Raw genomic sequence first — 16,628 nt, 5'->3', positions numbered from 1 at the left:
GCCTCACGCCTTCAGATAGTAGTTTGCATTCTTGCCGAGCGCGATCCGGCGCAGCACACGGCGCATGGTCTCGGATTTGCGCAATGGCTCGACCGCGCCGCGCCCGGTGCGAAGGATGGCAAGCTTGAGCGCATCCCAGGTCGGACTCTGTCCGGGTGCTGCCTGCGGCGCGCCGACCCGGCGCAGCATCGAGTTCACTACACGCAGGTCGTTGAGCCGGCGCACTTCGTCGGTCTTCCAGGTGATTGCCATGGAGATCGAGTAGGAGCGTGCCGTCCTCACCCAGTGCGGCCATGTGTAGGGAACGTAGCAGCCGTCGCCCGGCAGCAGATCGAAATGCGTCCCGCGCGGCTCGAAGCTGTCGTTATAGGGCAGGTTGCGATGCTCGGCGGTCGCGTGTTCGATCTGCGCCTCGTCGGCGATCGTGCCATCGTTGTTGTCGAAGATCGCGAAGATTTTCTCGCCATGGATCTGCACGAAGAAATTGTCCTCGGCGTCGAGATGGAACGGCGTCGTCGAGTTTGGCGAGGAGACGAACAGAAAGCCTTCGATCTGCGAGAACCCCGCCGCCTCGAGACTATCGAAGCCGCGTGCACGGGCTACCGACAGCAGCGTATCCGTCAGGAGCGCACGATAGGCCGGAGAGGTGTCGATCCGCTTCAGCACCATCCACGCGCCGGCGGTCTCAATACGGTTGACGATCTCGACGGGATCGAGATCGACCGCCGGCACGCTGGAGGGATCCTGACTGAGGGCAGCGGCGCCGGAATTGTATTCGATGAGATCGCGCGGCAGCGTGGCGGCAAGCTCTGCGATGCGCGGTAGCGTGAGCAGCGGATGACCTGCCAGCATGTGGCGGATCGCAAACGGTCGCAGCGGAAAGTCGCGAACGAGAGAATCGTTCTCGGCCATGATGATCGGAGCAACGTGGGTCGCGGCATTCATTGGCGAATGTCCTTTATTTTTCGCAGGAGACGGACGGCCTTGCGGGCGGGCAACAAAGCAGCGCGGCGCAAGGCGATGGCCGCGCGGATTACGGGAATGAATGGGTCGTTGTGGCGAAGCGGGATCAGCACGTCGCCAATGGCGAGCCGCGCACGCCAGATCGGATCGATCATCGGGTGCCCGGGATCGGCGGTGGAATCGACGCTTGCGATCGCCGGGTCGGCGCACATCTGCCGGGTGAGGTCGAGCGTGAGCTGAACGCCCGGCGAGTATTTGGCGAAACGCTCGTCGACGCCCATCTTGAGATAGAAGGCGCGATCGAGATGGCGCAGCACCATGGCGGCGGCAACCGGCGTCGTTCCGGCATAAAGCGAAACGATCTCGCAGTGTCCACGCGCGGCCATGTCATGCACCGCGTGGCGGACGAAGGTGAGGTTGTCGGCATTCTGTGACAGCGCAGTGCCCCGCCGGCCTTTCCAGCCGCTGGCCTCGAGCTGGAAGAAGACTTCGAGCGCGGGAACGATGTCCTCGACCGTGGACGCGACCTTGTAGGTTACCTCGCCGATATCACCGAGCCGGCTGCGCTGCCGCCGCAACTCCTTGAGCTTCTTGGAGCCGAGCGCCTCATGCAGGAGCGTGTCGGCATCGCGCGTGGCATCGAGCAGAGCGCGGCGATGGGCGCGCAGGACGATAGGCTCCAGACCGGTCCGGGCGAGCACGCGGGTGAATGCCTGCAGGGTGGGGCCTTCGATTGACGTATCGCGCAGGATCAGTGAGCGTGCGCCGCTGTCACGGGCCTGCTGCATCATGTCGCTCAGCGCCTCGTCGGACTTGTCGCGATCGACGAGAGGAAGCGTAAACGGCGGATAGACGTCGGCGGTGACAAGCGCGGGCAGAGGCAATTGATAGGCACGCAGCGCGGAGACATGCGGAATGAGGCCGATCAGCGCGCCGCGCTCGTCGAAGCTGCACAGCGCGCGCGCATTCGCCCGTCGCGCGGCGTAGGTGTTTTCCGCCAGCGCCCATTCCGGCAGGTAGTAGCCGTTGGGCTCCGCGGCGCGCTCGCCAAGCATCTGCCAGGCGTCGATCGGAACGCTCGCGAGCGGAATGGCGCGGGCAGGAGAGAGTTGTGCCGGTGTGGTCACGCGCGCGCGTGCAGGCTCCTGCGCGCCGAGCAAAGGCGGCGTACGGCTTTGGCCTTCAAGAGAGGCAGCGTGCGTTGTGTCGGTCACGTCCCGAAAATCCCAGCCGCGAGACGCCGTGCGTGGCGCACCTGACGGCCTCTGAAACCTAGCCGCGAGGTTTCAACATTGGCTTGGAGCGACTGGCAGGATTTAAGCGATGGGTTTAGGTGCTCCTTAACCACGCGCGATCTCGCGCGAGCACACCAGGCCATCAAGCGATCGTGTGCGGCTTCGCTCTCTCGGGGCGCGGGGTTCCAGATGCTTGGCTGTCCGGGGTGCTTGGACCGCCGTCCGGGTTTTGCTATAAGCCCTCGGGATTGGAGAGTTCTTCCATGAAAAGACAGGATTTTTTCGCCGCCTGTCTGGCGGCTGCCGCAATGATTGCCTTGCCGGGCGCGTCCGCCATGGCGCAGGGCATGCCGACACCGGGCTTCCAGTTCGGCGCGGCGAAGCCGGTTTCGCCGGAAGAAAAGGCGCGGGCCGAAGCACTGGAAAAGGCTGCGCGTGACGCTCAGTCTACGGTGCCGGCCCAGAAGGCGAGCAACGATCCCTGGGCCAATGTGCGTGCCTCCGACTCCGGGGCTTCCGGCAAGAAGTCGAAGAACGCCGGCAAGTCCGTGCACTGACGCACGGCATTTTTCCTTTTCATGAAGTGCGGTTGTCGTTCGCGGGTGAGACCGCGAACAGCCATTGACGACGCTGTCTCGGTGCGATCACGGTCGCGACGTGCTTAAAGTGCACGTCCGCGCGCGCGTAGCTAAAGCGCCATGACGGAATGCTCGCCACGGCGGGATGCTCAAGAATGTTGTTGCGGTCTCGTTCAGGCTGGCCCCGGCAGATTGTCGGCGCCGCCATGAGCCGGCGAGTTCAGTGCTCGCTCGGCGGGCGCAGGTCGGAGGCGTTCAGCCAACCCTCGGTATGAGCCGAAATTTCGAGTTGGGCCGCGCGCTCCAACAGCTTGTCGCGCACCTGGCCGGCAGGAGCAGCGTCGGCGTCGGCGCGCACTTGGGCGACAATAGCTTTCCAGTTGAACGGAATATCCGAAGGCCGGTCGTTCATGCGAGCATCTCCCCACATTCGACAACAGGGCGGGAGCTCAAGGGTCTCTCAGTCACCGGCAGCGGCTCGAAGCCAGCGGTGATGCAAACAGTATGGGCACGCGAATTTCAAAACGCGAGTCCAAAAGTGCCGCATGGAAGTCATTCGCTTTCATGCGCTCATCAATGCAGCGTGATGAATCTGGTATCCCACAACGTGCATGCAAACGTGCGAGCTGCGACAAAGATGCTGCCTGCCGCAGGAACTATTAGGGTTTTCCACAATTGAGAACGATGTGAAGTGGTGGGCTTGGGATCGTCCCGACAACGAGACGTGAGCGATGCAACGTGTGCTTAAGGTCGCGGCTGTTGCGGCCGTGCTGTTGATGGTCTTTTCGATTGATTCTTTCGCTCGACCGCGCGGTGGGCCTGGCGGTGGTGGTGGTGTTCATATGGGCGCGCGCGTCGGCGGTGGTGGCGGCGGCCACTTTGGCGGAGCGAGAAGTTTCCAGGGCGGTGGTGCCCGCCATTTCGGCAGCGCTCCCCGCAGCTTTGGCGGTCCGCGCAACTTCGGCGGCGCCCGCCAATTCCATGGAGCTCCACGTAATTTTGCAGGTCCACGTCATTTTGGCGGCGGGCGTCACTTCTCGGCGCCGCGGCAGTTCAATGCCCCGCGGCAGTTCGGCGGGCGCCATTTCCGAGGGGGCAGCCGCCACTTCGCTGGCCCGCGCGGGCATACCGTGCGTTCGATGGGCAATCGCGGCAACCGTGCTGCGAGCCGCGCCAACCGCATGCCGCGCAATGCAACCCGCGGTGTATCTCCGCAGCGGGCGGGGATGGGCATTGCAAACGTCAATCGTGGGAATGTGAACCGCGCGGCACGTCTGAATTCGCCGCGGGCGAATGCGGTGCGCCAGGGTCTGCGGTCGCGCGAGGTGCGGGGCGCGCTCGGCAACCGCAATGCGCTGCGCAATCCGGCTGCACGCGCCGCACTGGTGGCGAGTGCAGCAACGGCCGGCTGGCATAACGGCCGCCGTCATCATCATCACCGCGGCTGGTGGCGACATGGCCGGGGCGGCTATGGCTGGGTCGGCCCGCTGTTCTGGCCGTTCGCCTATTACGACCTCTACGACTATGGCTTCTGGGGCTACGACGACGGCTACGCGTTCTGGGATTATGGCTACGGCGATATCTATGCCGGGCTGTTCTCGCCCTATGGCTACGATACGCTGACTGGCTATCTGCCCTCGCAGCGCCGCGCCACGACCACCGCAGCGAGGTCCGGCTCCGGTTCATCTTCCGCTCCGGCCAAGGATCAGGCCAGAGTTCACGAGGGTGACGAACTCGCCCGGATGTGCGGCGCTGATAGCGGCGATATCGCGGGTCTGCCGATCGACAAGATCCAGCAGGCGATCTCGCCTGACGATGCGCAGCGCGCCACGCTCGATGAGCTTGCCAACGCTTCGGTGAAGGCAGCCGAGACCATCCGTGCGGCCTGCCCCACGAGCCTTGCGCTCACCGCGCCCGGCCGGCTGGCCAGCATGGAGCAGCGGATCGAGGCGATGAAGGCAGGCCTCGATATCATCCAGCCCGCGATGGAGAAGTTCTACAGCCTCCTGAACGACGAGCAGAAGGCGAAGCTCACGGCGCTTGCGCCGCGTAACCCCCAGCCTGCGAAAACCGAAAGCGCAAATGCCGACCAGAGTTGCGGCATCACCTCGCTGTCGGATGCCGTCGCCTGGCCGACTGACGAGATCAACAAGCGGCTGCAGCCGAACGAGGAGCAGCGTGCCAAACTGACCGCGCTGCAGGATGCGACCTTCAAGGCGGCGGAGTCGCTCAAGGCGACCTGTCAGCCGTCCGCGGCGCTGACCCCGCCCGCGCGGCTTGCGGCGGCGGGCCAGCGGCTCGATGCGTTGCTCGGCGCGGTGAAATCGGTTCACGCGGCGCTCAACGATTTCTACGGCACGCTGAGCGACGAGCAGAAGGCGCAGTTCGAGGCGATTGGTCCCGCCCGCAGCGCGGAGCTGAACGAGGCAGAGGCGGAGCCGGAGGAGAAGCCCGCCGCACGCAAGAGCCGCCGCCATAGCCGCCGTACTCACCACGGTCTTCCCGGCGGCATGGAGAATGTGCTTCGCCACATCATCACCGTCGTGCGCTGAGTCGGCGGGGGACGGTGTGGCTGCCGGGCTTCTCGGGGAACGATAGTTTCCTGAGCAGCTACTTAGGCGAGGGCCCTTTGGAGGCATGGCCGTTATATCGCATCGCGGGCAGGCCACGCTTGCTCCCGCCGCCGGATTTTCTCAATAATCTGGTAAAATTGTCCGGTTCTGTTTACCGGGCCTTGAGGGGTCGCCGGTAGGCTGCCTCGCCATGAAAACGCTCAAACGCTTCCTTCGGGATCAGTCCGGCGCCACCTCGATCGAGTATGCCATGATCGCGGCAGGGATCGCGGTCGTCATCATCGTCGCGGTCAACAATCTCGGCTCGGCGTTGAACGGAAAGTACGAGATGATCCGCACCAGCGTGCAATAGCCGCTCGCTTGCGTTGGCCGGCTGCGGCCGCTAGTTTTCAGACATTGTTGATGGGGATGGAGTTCCCCCGATAACCGCCGCAAGGCTGATGACTCCTACCGGACGCTTTCGCGTCGGGTAGGGCTTGTCCTCCCCCAGCGATGCATCCGGGATGGGTGCATGACAAAGGCTGGGTACCTCGCTCGAGGCTTCCTCATTCGCTGCCATCGCACTCCGGGCGTCGGCTTGGCCGGGCCTAACGATCGTTGCGTATCCGCGTGCTGCGGATACGGGTTCGGCGATGATGGATGATGTTCGGCGTGCTTCTGGCACGGCCGAATGAGCGATGAGGAAACGGACGTGAATGTGAGTTTTATTCTGGCGGTCGCGGTCGGCGGCGCACTCGGCTCGGTGGCGCGCTATCTGGTCGGCATCGGCGCGGGCAAGCTGTTTGGCACGGACTTCCCATGGGGCACGCTGATCATCAATATCACCGGCTCGTTTCTGATGGGCGTGCTGGCCGGCCTGTTCGCGACACGATGGAATCTGCCGCAGGCGGCGCGGATATTTCTCACGGTCGGGATTTGCGGCGGCTACACCACATTCTCCACCTTCTCGCTCGATTCGTTCTATCTGATCGAGCGGGGCGAGCTTGTCGCCACCGCCGCCTATATGGTCGGCTCGGTGGTGCTGTCGGTCGGCGCGCTCATTGGCGCGATGCATGTCGTGCGGACGATGGCGTGAGCGGGTAGGGCGCGCTTGTAGCGGTTCTACAGAGCAGCGGGCCTTGGACCGAACAGGATCACTGCCATGCCGATGAGGCAGATGGTGGCGCCTGCAACGTCCCAGCGATCCGGCCGGTGGCCTTCCATCGCCCATCCCCACACGAGCGCGCTGGCGATGTAGATGCCGCCATAGGCGGCATAGGCCCGGCCGGCGAGCGGACTATCGACCAGCGTGAGGAGGTAGGCGAACAGCGCCAGCGCGGCCATGCCCGGGATGAGCCACAGCGGCGACTGGCCGAGTCGTAGCCAGGCCCAGAACGCAAAGCAGCCGCCGATCTCCATCAGCGCCGCACCGACAAATGCCGCCAGCGATGTCACGGGAGTCCCCTCGTCCGATTCTGGCAGGATAATACAGGGTTGCGGGTGGTTGGGATCGACAAGAGCTGTTCAAAGGCACAGTTGACGCGCGATTTGAACGATATCGAAGACCATGACGCCGACGAGAAGGCGGCCAGTTCTCAATTTGCGCGGGCTTCGATTCTCGCGCGGATCACTTTCTGTCCGCGATGTCGTCATCGGCGTCATCGCAGGAAGAAGAAGCTATAGGCGACCGTCATAACGAATACGGCGGCTGCAACCATACCCACCGTGATGAAGGTTTTTTCGACTGGATCGGGTGAATTGTAAGGACGCATCATTGGTGCTCCCTCCGTTTGAATTGGACGGGAGCGCAACCGGCGATCTCATCACCGATAGATGCCACGGGTCGTGCGGTGATGCTGGAGTATGTGCCGGCAAGGCAGAAAGCTCTGCCACATTTGTTAATGCATCGACCGAAAGCCCTTTATGGCTGCGCCAGGGAAGCCACCTGAGAGTTAAACCGCTCAGTGCCGCCAAGCCAAAAAGAACATATTGCGAACAAGGAACAAATAGGGTACATTCACTCCATCGGATGTTTTCAGCGATTCCGGTCCGCCGCTTCAGGGAAGCCTTTGTCCGGCCGGCGAATCCCGTACATAAGGAGTGAACCCATGGCCCCAGCCGCCCTGCGTATCGTTGAAGGAACGTCGATGGACAAGACCAAGGCCCTGACGGCCGCGCTGTCGCAAATCGAGCGCCAGTTCGGCAAAGGCTCCGTGATGCGGCTCGGCAAGAACGACCGCTCGATGGATATCGAGGTGATATCCTCCGGCTCCCTCGGGCTCGACATTGCACTCGGCGTCGGCGGCCTGCCGAAGGGACGCATCGTCGAGATTTACGGCCCCGAATCCTCCGGCAAGACCACGCTCGCGCTGCACGCGGTGGCCGAAGCGCAAAAGAAAGGCGGCACCTGCGCCTTCATCGACGCCGAGCACGCGCTGGACCCGGTCTATGCCCGCAAGCTTGGCGTCAATGTCGATGACCTCCTGATTTCCCAGCCCGACCATGGCGAGCAGGCGCTCGAGATCGCTGATACGCTGGTGCGCTCCGGCGCGGTGGACGTGCTGATCGTCGATTCGGTTGCTGCCCTGGTGCCGCGCGCCGAACTCGAAGGCGAGATGGGCGATTCGCTGCCGGGCCTGCAGGCGCGCCTGATGAGCCAGGCGCTGCGCAAGCTCACCGCCTCGATCAACAAATCGAACACCATGGTGATCTTCATCAACCAGATCCGCATGAAGATCGGTGTGATGTATGGCTCGCCCGAAACCACGACCGGCGGCAACGCCCTAAAATTCTATGCCTCCGTCCGCCTCGATATCCGCCGCACCGGCGCGATCAAGGAGCGCGATGAGGTGATCGGCAACTCCACCCGCGTCAAGGTGGTGAAGAACAAGCTCGCGCCGCCTTTCAAGCAGGTCGAGTTCGACATCATGTACGGCGAGGGCGTCTCCAAGATGGGCGAGATCCTTGACCTCGGCGTCAAGGCCGGCATCGTCGAGAAGTCCGGCGCCTGGTTCTCCTATGACAGCCAGCGCCTCGGCCAGGGCCGTGAGAACGCAAAGTCCTTCCTGCGCGACAATCCGGACATGGTGGCGAAGATTGAGGCCGCAATCCGGCAGAACTCCGGTCTGATCGCCGAGCAGATTCTTGCCGGTCCGAAGGAGAGCGAGGACGGCGAAGAGGCGGAGGACTGATCGTCCTTCGCGTGCGGGGCGCGCGCATCGCGGCTCGCATGACAGAATTTATTTCGGGACTTGAGAGCCTCTCGAGGAATCTCAGGTTTTTGGGGCGGTGCGGGCAAGACGGGAATCCTTGCTCCGGCAATATCGCCCTTCGGAAGGCAAGGCGGGCGCTGCGGATGTTGAGTTGCCGACATCCTCAGGGCCCGTTTTGTTTTTTGAATATTGTAACTCCCAAAGCTTTCATGACCGGGCATAGCCGTTCGAAGAACGGCGTCGCTTCCGCTCGCCTATGTCCCGGCCATCTACGTCTTGGCCACACTTGAAAGAAAGACGTGGATGCCCGGCATAAAGTCGGGCATGACGCCAGTGAGGAGTGCTTACTCCGCCGCCTGTGCGTAAGTGCTGACTGGCGGGCAGGAGCAGACAAGGTTGCGGTCGCCATAGACATTGTCGACGCGGCCGACCGGCGACCAGTATTTGTCCTGTCGGGAGCGATCATCGGGGAAGCAGCCCTGTGCACGCACATAAGGCCGCTGCCAGTTGTCGTCGGCGATGTCGTGCACGGTGTGCGGCGCGTAACGCAGAGGCGATGCTTCGATCGGGAATTCGCCGGCTTCGACCTGCGCGATCTCGCGCCGGATAGCGATCATCGCGTCACAGAAGCGATCGATCTCGGCCTTCGACTCGGATTCGGTTGGTTCGATCATCAGCGTGCCGGGGACCGGGAAGCTCATGGTTGGCGCGTGGAAGCCATAGTCGATCAGCCGCTTGGCGATGTCGTCCACGGTGACGCCGCAAGTTGTCTTCAGCGGGCGTGGATCGACGATGCATTCGTGCGCGACGCGGCCGTTATGATTGCGGTAGAGCACCGGGAAATGTGCATCGAGACGCTTCGCGATGTAGTTGGCATTGAGGATCGCAGCTTCAGTGGCGTGACGCAGTCCCTTCGCGCCCATCATCAGGATGTAGAGATAGGAAATCACAAGGATCGAGGCCGAGCCGTAAGGCGCTGCGCTCACTGCCCCGATGTCTTCGCCGTTCACCAGCGGCAGGAACGGCGCGAGGTGTTTCTTGACGCCGATCGGCCCCATGCCGGGGCCGCCGCCGCCATGCGGGATGCAGAAAGTCTTGTGGAGGTTCAGGTGGCTCACGTCGGCGCCATAATCGCCGGGGCGCGCGAGGCCGACCTGCGCATTGAGGTTGGCGCCGTCGAGATAGACCTGCCCGCCATGGGCGTGGACGATGTCGCAGATCTCGCGGATCGCTTCCTCGAACACGCCGTGGGTGGACGGGTAGGTGATCATGATCGCCGCGAGCGTGTCGGCATGCGTCTCGGCCTTTTTGCGCAGGTCGGCGACATCGACATTGCCGTTGGTGTCGCATGCAACGACCACGACCTTCATGCCGGCCATGCTGGCCGAGGCGGGATTGGTGCCGTGTGCGGAGGCAGGGATCAGGCAGACGTCGCGTTTCGCCTCGCCGCGCGCGGCGTGGTAACTGCGGATCGCGAGCAATCCCGCATACTCGCCCTGCGCGCCGGAGTTCGGCTGCAACGACACCGCATCATAGCCGGTGATTTCCGCGAGCCATTGCTCCAGCCGCGCGAACAGCGCGTGATAGCCCGCCGCCTGGCTCTTCGGCACGAATGGGTGAATGTTGCCGAACTCGGGCCACGTCAGCGGGATCATTTCCGTGGTGGCGTTGAGCTTCATGGTGCAGGAGCCGAGCGGGATCATCGCGCGGTCGAGCGCGAGGTCGCGGTCGGAAAGCCGACGCATATAGCGCAATAGTTCTGTCTCGGAGCGATAAGCGTGAAACACCGGGTGCGTCAGGAAAGCCCCGGTGCGCGCGAGTGACGCGGGCAGCGTGTCCACTGCGTCACGCTCGATCTCGGCATAATCGAGCGCGCCGCCGAACGCGCGCCATACCGCCTCGACGGTTGCAGACGTCGTCGTCTCGTCGAGTGCGATGCCGAGCGTCGTCTTGCCGATCCGCAGGTTGAGGCGCTCAGCCTGCGCGCGGGAGAGAATGTCCGCGCGTTGCGCGCCTTCCGCTGTCACCGTCACGGTGTCGAAGAAGTTTTCGTTCGCCGGCTTGAAACCGAGCCGGCGCAGGCCGGCTGCAAGCGCCGCGGCGCGGCGATGCACGGTGCGTGCGATGTGCACGAGTCCTTCGGGGCCGTGATAGACCGCGTACATCGACGAGATCACAGCGAGCAGCACCTGCGCGGTGCAGATGTTTGAAGTCGCTTTTTCACGGCGGATATGCTGCTCGCGCGTCTGCAGCGCGAGGCGATAGGCCGGCTGCCCTCGTGAATCGACCGACAGCCCGACAAGGCGGCCGGGCAGTGCGCGCTTGAACGTATCCTTCACCGCCATGTAGGCCGCGTGCGGGCCGCCATAACCCATCGGCACGCCGAAACGCTGCGTCGAGCCGATCGCGATGTCGGCGCCGAGTTCGCCGGGCGAGGCGATGAGCGTGAGCGACAGAATGTCGGCTGCAACGACGGCGACGCCGCCCTTGGCATGCAGCGCCGCGATGGCGGGACGAATGTCGGTGATGGCACCGTCCGTGCCGGGATATTGAAACAGCGCGCCGAATACATCTGCACTGTCCAGGTCATGCATGGGATCGCCGACGATGAGCGTCCAGCCGAGCGGCTCCGCGCGCGTGCGCAGCACGGCAAGCGTCTGCGGGTGCACGTTGCGGTCGACGAAGAACGCACTGCTTTTTGTGTTGCCGGCGCGCTCGGCGAGCGCCATCGCTTCCGCCGCGGCGGTCGCCTCGTCGAGCAGCGAGGCGTTAGCGACATCAAGCCCGGTCAGGTCGCAGATCATGGTCTGGAAGTTGAACAGCGCCTCGAGCCGCCCCTGGCTGATTTCCGGCTGGTAGGGCGTGTAGGCCGTGTACCAGGCCGGGTTTTCGAGAATGTTGCGCAGGATCACCGTGGGCAGGATCGTGCCGGAATAGCCTTGGCCTATCAGCGAGGTGAAGATCTGGTTCTGCGCGGCAAGCTCGCGCATGTGGGTGAGCGCATCCGCTTCGCTTGCGGGCGGCGGCAGATCGAGCGGCCGGTTAAGGCGGATCGCTGCCGGCAGTGCTTCATCGATTAGCGCATCGAGGCTTGGCGCGCCGACGGTCTCCAGCATCGATGCGACATCACGCGCCGATGGGCCGATGTGGCGGCGGGCGAAATCGATCGCAGGTTCGACGGTCATGCCTTGCTCCATCTCTTGCTCCATCGTCATGCCTGGCTTTATGCCGGGCATTTACGCCTTCCTCTTTGCAGCCAAGACGTTGATGGCCGGGACAGGCCCGGCCATGACGAAAAATTACTCCGTCTGCGCCTTGTAAGCGGCCTCATCCATCAGCCCTTCCAGTTCGCCCTTGTCGGCGAGCTTGAGCTTGAAGAACCATGCCTTGCCTTGCGGGTCGGAATTGATGAGCGAGGGGTCTGCGGCGAGCGCCTCGTTCGCCTCGACGACTTCGCCTGAAACCGGCGCATAGACGTCGGAAGCTGCCTTGACGCTTTCCACGGTTGCCGCCGTCTCGCCTTTCTTCAGGCTGCGGCCGGCTTTCGGCAGTTCGACAAACACGACGTCGCCGAGCTGGTTCTGCGCGAAGTCGGTGATGCCGATCGTGGCGGTGTCGCCCTCGATCTGCAGCCATTCATGGTCGGAGGTGAAAAGCGTGGTCATGGGTTTCTCTCAGCGTTGATAGGTGGGAGCAACGAAAGGCAGCTTCACCACCTGCATGGGCAGGCGGCTTCCGCGCAGTTCGGTGACAAGGGCCGTGCCGGCGCTCGCGAGCGGGGTGGGCACGTAACCCATCGCCACGGGGCCGTTGACGCTCGGGCCGAACCCGCCCGAGGTGACGCGGCCAAGCCTGTTGGTGGAGGAAGCGTCCGCGAACAGAGGCGCATCCTCGCGCACCGGCGCGCGGCCTTCAGCCTTGAGGCCGACACGGCGGCGCGGGGCGCCTTCCGCAAGCTGGCGCAGAATGGTATCGGCGCCGGGAAACCCGCCTTCGCGAGCGCCGCCCTTGCGACGGGCTTTCTGGATCGCCCATTCGAGGGCGCCCTCGATCGGCGTCGTGGTGGTGTCGATGTCGTGGCCGTAGAGGCAGAGGCCTGCTTCGAGCCGCAGGCTGTCGCGCGCGCCAAGGCCGATCGGCAGCACCGCCGGGTCGGCGAGCAGAGTCGTTACCAGTCGCTCGGCGTCCGCGGCCGGGACCGAAATTTCGAACCCGTCCTCGCCGGTGTAGCCGGAGCGTGAGACGAAGCAGGGGATGCCGAGCAGGGTGCGCGGACCGCTATCCATGAACCGCATCGCGGAAATCGTGGGGTCGAGCTTCTCAAGCACGGCGACCGCCTTCGGACCCTGCAAGGCGATCAGCGCACGATCGGTCAGCGGAACGATCTCGCAGGTGGAGGAAAGATGGGCGCGCAGATGCGCCTCGTCGGCGTCCTTGCAGGCGGCGTTGACCACCAGAAACAGAGCGTCACCAAAATTCGCCACCATCAGGTCGTCGAGAATGCCGCCGTCCTCGTTGGTGAAAAGTGCGTAGCGCTGGCGGCCGGGGGCGATGCCCAGAATATCCTGCGGCACCAGCCGTTCGAGCGCCGCGGCCGCATCCTCGACCCGGCCCGACTTGGGCCGCAGCATGATCTGGCCCATATGCGAGACATCGAACAAGCCGGCAGAGGCGCGAGTGTGGAGATGCTCCTTGAGGACACCGGCGGCATACTGCACCGGCATCTCATAGCCTGCGAACGGCACCATCTTGCCACCGCGGGAGACGTGCAGGGCGTGAAGGGGGACCTGCTTCAGGGAGGACGGGCCGGGCTGCGCAGACATCGGATGCTCCTGTGGGCTCACCGGCTAAATTGCCGGAAACCCTGCCGAAGCCCCACCTGTCGCTGCGCCTGAGAGTATTATCCCGTCGGCGGATACCGCGCCGTTGCCGGCCGTATCTCTTTCCAGATGTGTCGTCCCGCACACGGTCCTTTTGCCTGAGAGTTTCCGGGGCGGTTGCTCCTTCGGCGCCGGCCTGCCTTTCGCTGCGATGCAGTTCAAAGCGGCCAGTCTCTCCCGATTGGCGGGTAGCTGTCCCGCGGACCAGATCATGGGATTCCGGGACTGTCAACGCGGCCGCGGGACGCCCATCTTCTCCTAACGGCAGGCCGTTTGCGCCGCCCGCTTTGTGGACAAGGGCGGCGTCCCCCGTCTAAAAGCGGCGTGGAAAATCTGCATTTTACGCGGCATGGTCCGGCACGGATTCGCAAGGTCGATTGGACGGTTATGAGCGGCGTTAACGAGATCAGGTCTAGCTTTCTGAACTTTTTCGCGAAAAACGGGCACGAAATCGTCCCGTCCTCGCCGCTGGTTCCGCGCAATGACCCGACCCTGATGTTCACCAATGCGGGCATGGTGCAGTTCAAGAACGTCTTCACTGGTCTTGAAAAGCTGCCCTACCAGCGCGCGACCACCTCGCAGAAATGTGTCCGCGCCGGCGGCAAGCACAACGACCTCGACAATGTCGGCTATACCGCCCGCCACCACACCTTCTTCGAGATGCTGGGCAACTTCTCGTTCGGCAACTACTTCAAGGATCGTGCGATAGAACTCGCCTGGACGCTCATCACCAAGGAGTTCGGTCTTCCGAAGGATCGCCTGCTGGTGACGGTGTTCTCCGAGGACGACGAGGCGGCCTCACTGTGGAAGAAGATCGCGGGCCTGCCGGATTCCAAGGTGATCCGCATCGCGACCTCCGACAATTTCTGGCAGATGGGCGACACCGGCCCGTGCGGGCCGTGCTCGGAAATCTTCTTCGACCATGGCGACAAGGTGCCGGGTGGCCCTCCCGGCTCGCCTGATGAAGACGGCGACCGTTTCATCGAGATCTGGAATCTCGTGTTCATGCAGTTCGAGCAGACGGCGGGTGGCGTGCGCACGCCGTTGCCGCATCCCTCGATCGACACCGGCATGGGCCTTGAGCGCATGGCCGCCGTGCTGCAGGGCAAGCACGACAATTACGAGATCGATCTGTTCGTCGCGCTGATCCGCGCGATCTCGGACCTCACCGGCACTGATCCGCATGGTCCGCAGAAGGCGTCGCTGCGGGTGATCGCCGACCATCTGCGCGCCTCGTCGTTCCTGATCGCCGACGGCGTGCTGCCTTCGAACGAGGGCCGCGGCTATGTGCTGCGCCGGATCATGCGCCGCGCGATGCGCCATGCGCAGCTTCTCGGCGCGAAAGAGCCGTTGATGTACCGCCTCGTCTGGGCGCTGGTGCGCGAGATGGGGCAGGCTTACCCCGAACTCGTCCGCGCGGAATCGTTGGTTGAGGAGACGCTGAAGCTTGAGGAGACGCGCTTCCGCAAGACGCTCGACCGCGGTCTTGCGATCCTTGACGAGAAAAGCGCATCGCTGAAGCCGGGCGATATGTTCGACGGCGAAACCGCGTTCACGCTGTACGATACTTATGGTTTTCCGCTCGACCTTACGCAGGATGCGCTGCGTACGCGCGGCATCCATGTCGATCTTGCCTCCTTCACCGATGCGATGGAGCAGCAGAAGGCGAAAGCGCGCGCCTCATGGGCGGGCTCCGGCGATGCTGCGGCCGAGAAGGTCTGGTTTCCGCTGCATGAGGAGCTCGGTGCGACTGAATTTCTCGGCTACGATACCGAGATCGCCGAAGGCGTGGTGACGGCGCTCGTCAAGGATGGTGCTGTTGTCGACAGCCTGAACGCAGGCGATGCTGCTGCTGTGGTGCTGAATCAGACGCCGTTCTATGGCGAGTCCGGTGGTCAGGTCGGCGACACTGGCATTCTCACCGGCGACGGCGGCGTACGTTTCCGCGTCACCGACACGCAGAAGAAGGCGGGCGATCTGTTCGTCCATGTCGGAACGCTGGAGCAGGGCGCCCTGAAGAAGGGTGCGGCGCTGCAGCTCGAAGTCGATCACACGCGCCGCGGCGCCATCCGCGCCAACCATTCTGCAACGCATCTTCTGCACGAGGCGCTGCGGCAGGTGCTCGGCGATCATATCGCCCAGCGCGGCTCGCTTGTGTCGCCGGAGCGGCTGCGCTTCGACTTCGCGCACACCAAGCCGATTGCGGCCGACGAGCTGCGTCGCATCGAGGACATCGCCAACGACATCGTGCTTCAGAACAGCGAAGTAACGACGCGACTGATGGGCCTCGACGATGCGCGCTCCTCGGGCGCGCGGGCGTTGTTCGGTGAAAAATACGGTGACGAAGTGCGTGTCGTCTCGATGGGGCAGACCAGCGGCAACGCACTCGGCTGGTCGGTCGAACTGTGCGGCGGCACGCATGTGAAGCGCACCGGCGACATCGGCCTTGTCTCCATCACGGGCGAAAGCGCCGTTGCGTCCGGCGTGCGCCGTATCGAGGCGCTGACTGGCCGCGCGGCACGCCATGCCGCGAACCACAGCATCGAAACGGCGAAGGCGGCGGCCGCAGAACTCAAGACCACGCTTGAGGACATGCCGGCGCGGGTCGCGGCGCTTGTCGAGGAGCGTAAGAAGCTCGAGCGCGATCTGTCGGATGCGCGCAAGAAACTCGCCATGGGTGGCGGGGCAGGTGGAAACGGCTCGACGGCCGCGTCCGATGTCCGCAATGTCGGCGACGTGAAACTGCTCGCTCGCGCTGTGCAAGGCATCGAGGTCAAGGACCTCAAGAGCCTGGCTGATCAGGGCAAGAAGCAACTCGGCTCCGGCGTTGTTGCGCTGGTGGCGACAAGCGAGGACGGCAAGGCGAGCGTCGTTGTCGGCGTGACGCCGGACCTGACGTCCCGGTTCAATGCGGTCGATCTGGTGCGCAAGGCATCCGAGGTGCTCGGCGGCAAGGGTGGCGGCGGCAAGCCAGACATGGCGCAGGCGGGCGGGCCGGATGGCTCGAAGGCCGATGCGGCGTTGAAAGCCATCGAAGCCGCGATGGGCGCCTGAGTCAGGATGTTGTCGTTGGCTTGATCCGTCATGCCCGGCACTATGCCGGGCATCCACGTCCTCGCGACATTTCAGCTAAGAAAGGGCGTGGATGGCCGGGACAAGCCCGGCCATGACGAAGAGGCAGACAAGCGTCTCTATTGCGACGCCAGCT

14 protein-coding genes and 2 riboswitches are annotated in these 16,628 nt (G+C 63.9%); of the genes, 6 read left to right on the top strand and 8 right to left on the bottom strand.

Annotation, left to right across the window (positions count from 1 at the left end):
* Positions 1 to 3: 3 nt before the first annotated feature.
* A complete protein-coding gene (locus OCA5_RS12920) occupies positions 4 to 945 on the bottom strand; it encodes a cupin-like domain-containing protein (protein WP_012562580.1) in 942 nt (313 codons plus the stop codon).
* Complete coding sequence (locus OCA5_RS12915; RefSeq protein WP_012562581.1) at positions 942 to 2,177, bottom strand: GNAT family N-acetyltransferase; 1,236 nt, start codon at positions 2,175 to 2,177, stop codon at positions 942 to 944. The genes OCA5_RS12920 and OCA5_RS12915 overlap by 4 nt, the downstream gene beginning before the upstream one ends.
* Positions 2,178 to 2,461: 284 nt before the next feature.
* On the opposite strand from OCA5_RS12915, the gene OCA5_RS12910 reads away from it, so the two are divergent.
* Positions 2,462 to 2,755, top strand: coding sequence for a hypothetical protein (locus OCA5_RS12910; protein ID WP_012562582.1), 294 nt, complete (start codon positions 2,462 to 2,464; stop codon positions 2,753 to 2,755).
* Positions 2,756 to 2,996: 241 nt separating this feature from the next.
* On the opposite strand, the gene OCA5_RS12905 is transcribed toward OCA5_RS12910, so the two are convergent.
* Entirely contained in the window at positions 2,997 to 3,188 is a 192-nt protein-coding gene (locus OCA5_RS12905; RefSeq protein ID WP_012562584.1) for a hypothetical protein, read from the bottom strand.
* A gap of 247 nt (positions 3,189 to 3,435) precedes the next feature.
* On the bottom strand, positions 3,436 to 3,903 hold the full coding sequence (locus OCA5_RS19510; protein WP_244396152.1) for a hypothetical protein: 468 nt from the start codon (positions 3,901 to 3,903) through the stop codon (positions 3,436 to 3,438).
* 12 nt (positions 3,904 to 3,915) lie between these two features.
* On the opposite strand from OCA5_RS19510, the gene OCA5_RS12900 reads away from it, so the two are divergent.
* From OCA5_RS12900 to crcB, 3 genes are all read left to right on the top strand, one after another.
* Complete coding sequence (locus OCA5_RS12900) at positions 3,916 to 5,328, top strand: Spy/CpxP family protein refolding chaperone (protein ID WP_012562586.1); 1,413 nt, start codon at positions 3,916 to 3,918, stop codon at positions 5,326 to 5,328.
* A 211-nt stretch (positions 5,329 to 5,539) separates the two neighbouring features.
* Positions 5,540 to 5,701, top strand: coding sequence for a Flp family type IVb pilin (locus OCA5_RS12895; RefSeq protein ID WP_012562587.1), 162 nt, complete (start codon positions 5,540 to 5,542; stop codon positions 5,699 to 5,701).
* A gap of 43 nt (positions 5,702 to 5,744) precedes the next feature.
* Positions 5,745 to 5,806: riboswitch (Fluoride riboswitch) on the top strand.
* Between the two features lie 234 nt (positions 5,807 to 6,040).
* Positions 6,041 to 6,424 carry a fluoride efflux transporter CrcB gene (crcB, locus tag OCA5_RS12890; RefSeq protein ID WP_013913252.1) on the top strand — a complete coding sequence of 128 codons (384 nt, stop codon included), beginning with the start codon at positions 6,041 to 6,043 and terminating at the stop codon, positions 6,422 to 6,424.
* A gap of 26 nt (positions 6,425 to 6,450) precedes the next feature.
* Here crcB and OCA5_RS12885 read toward each other — a convergent pair whose 3' ends face one another.
* On the bottom strand, positions 6,451 to 6,783 hold the full coding sequence (locus OCA5_RS12885) for a YnfA family protein (protein WP_012562589.1): 333 nt from the start codon (positions 6,781 to 6,783) through the stop codon (positions 6,451 to 6,453).
* A 653-nt stretch (positions 6,784 to 7,436) separates the two neighbouring features.
* Between OCA5_RS12885 and recA the strand changes: the two genes are divergently transcribed.
* A complete protein-coding gene (gene recA / locus OCA5_RS12880; protein ID WP_012562592.1) occupies positions 7,437 to 8,519 on the top strand; it encodes a recombinase RecA in 1,083 nt (360 codons plus the stop codon).
* Between the two features lie 365 nt (positions 8,520 to 8,884).
* On the opposite strand, the gene gcvP is transcribed toward recA, so the two are convergent.
* The 3 genes from gcvP to gcvT all read right to left on the bottom strand — a co-directional run bounded on the left by gcvP (position 8,885) and on the right by gcvT (position 13,363).
* Positions 8,885 to 11,776, bottom strand: coding sequence for an aminomethyl-transferring glycine dehydrogenase (gcvP, locus tag OCA5_RS12875; protein WP_012562593.1), 2,892 nt, complete (start codon positions 11,774 to 11,776; stop codon positions 8,885 to 8,887).
* Between the two features lie 63 nt (positions 11,777 to 11,839).
* Positions 11,840 to 12,205 (bottom strand): glycine cleavage system protein GcvH, encoded by a 366-nt coding sequence (gene gcvH / locus OCA5_RS12870; RefSeq protein ID WP_012562594.1) that lies wholly within the window; start codon positions 12,203 to 12,205, stop codon positions 11,840 to 11,842.
* Between the two features lie 9 nt (positions 12,206 to 12,214).
* On the bottom strand, positions 12,215 to 13,363 hold the full coding sequence (gene gcvT, locus OCA5_RS12865) for a glycine cleavage system aminomethyltransferase GcvT (protein WP_012562595.1): 1,149 nt from the start codon (positions 13,361 to 13,363) through the stop codon (positions 12,215 to 12,217).
* Positions 13,364 to 13,496: 133 nt separating this feature from the next.
* A riboswitch (glycine riboswitch) is annotated at positions 13,497 to 13,610 on the bottom strand.
* Positions 13,611 to 13,807: 197 nt separating this feature from the next.
* Here gcvT and alaS point away from each other — a divergent pair.
* Positions 13,808 to 16,474 (top strand): alanine--tRNA ligase, encoded by a 2,667-nt coding sequence (gene alaS / locus OCA5_RS12860; protein WP_041559562.1) that lies wholly within the window; start codon positions 13,808 to 13,810, stop codon positions 16,472 to 16,474.
* Positions 16,475 to 16,628 lie beyond the last annotated feature (154 nt).

Source organism: Afipia carboxidovorans OM5 (assembly GCF_000218565.1).
GTDB classification, from domain to species: Bacteria; Pseudomonadota; Alphaproteobacteria; order Rhizobiales; family Xanthobacteraceae; genus Afipia; species Afipia carboxidovorans.
The sequence above is the reverse complement of the archived record's forward strand: the minus strand, read 5'-3'. Positions and strand labels throughout refer to the sequence as shown.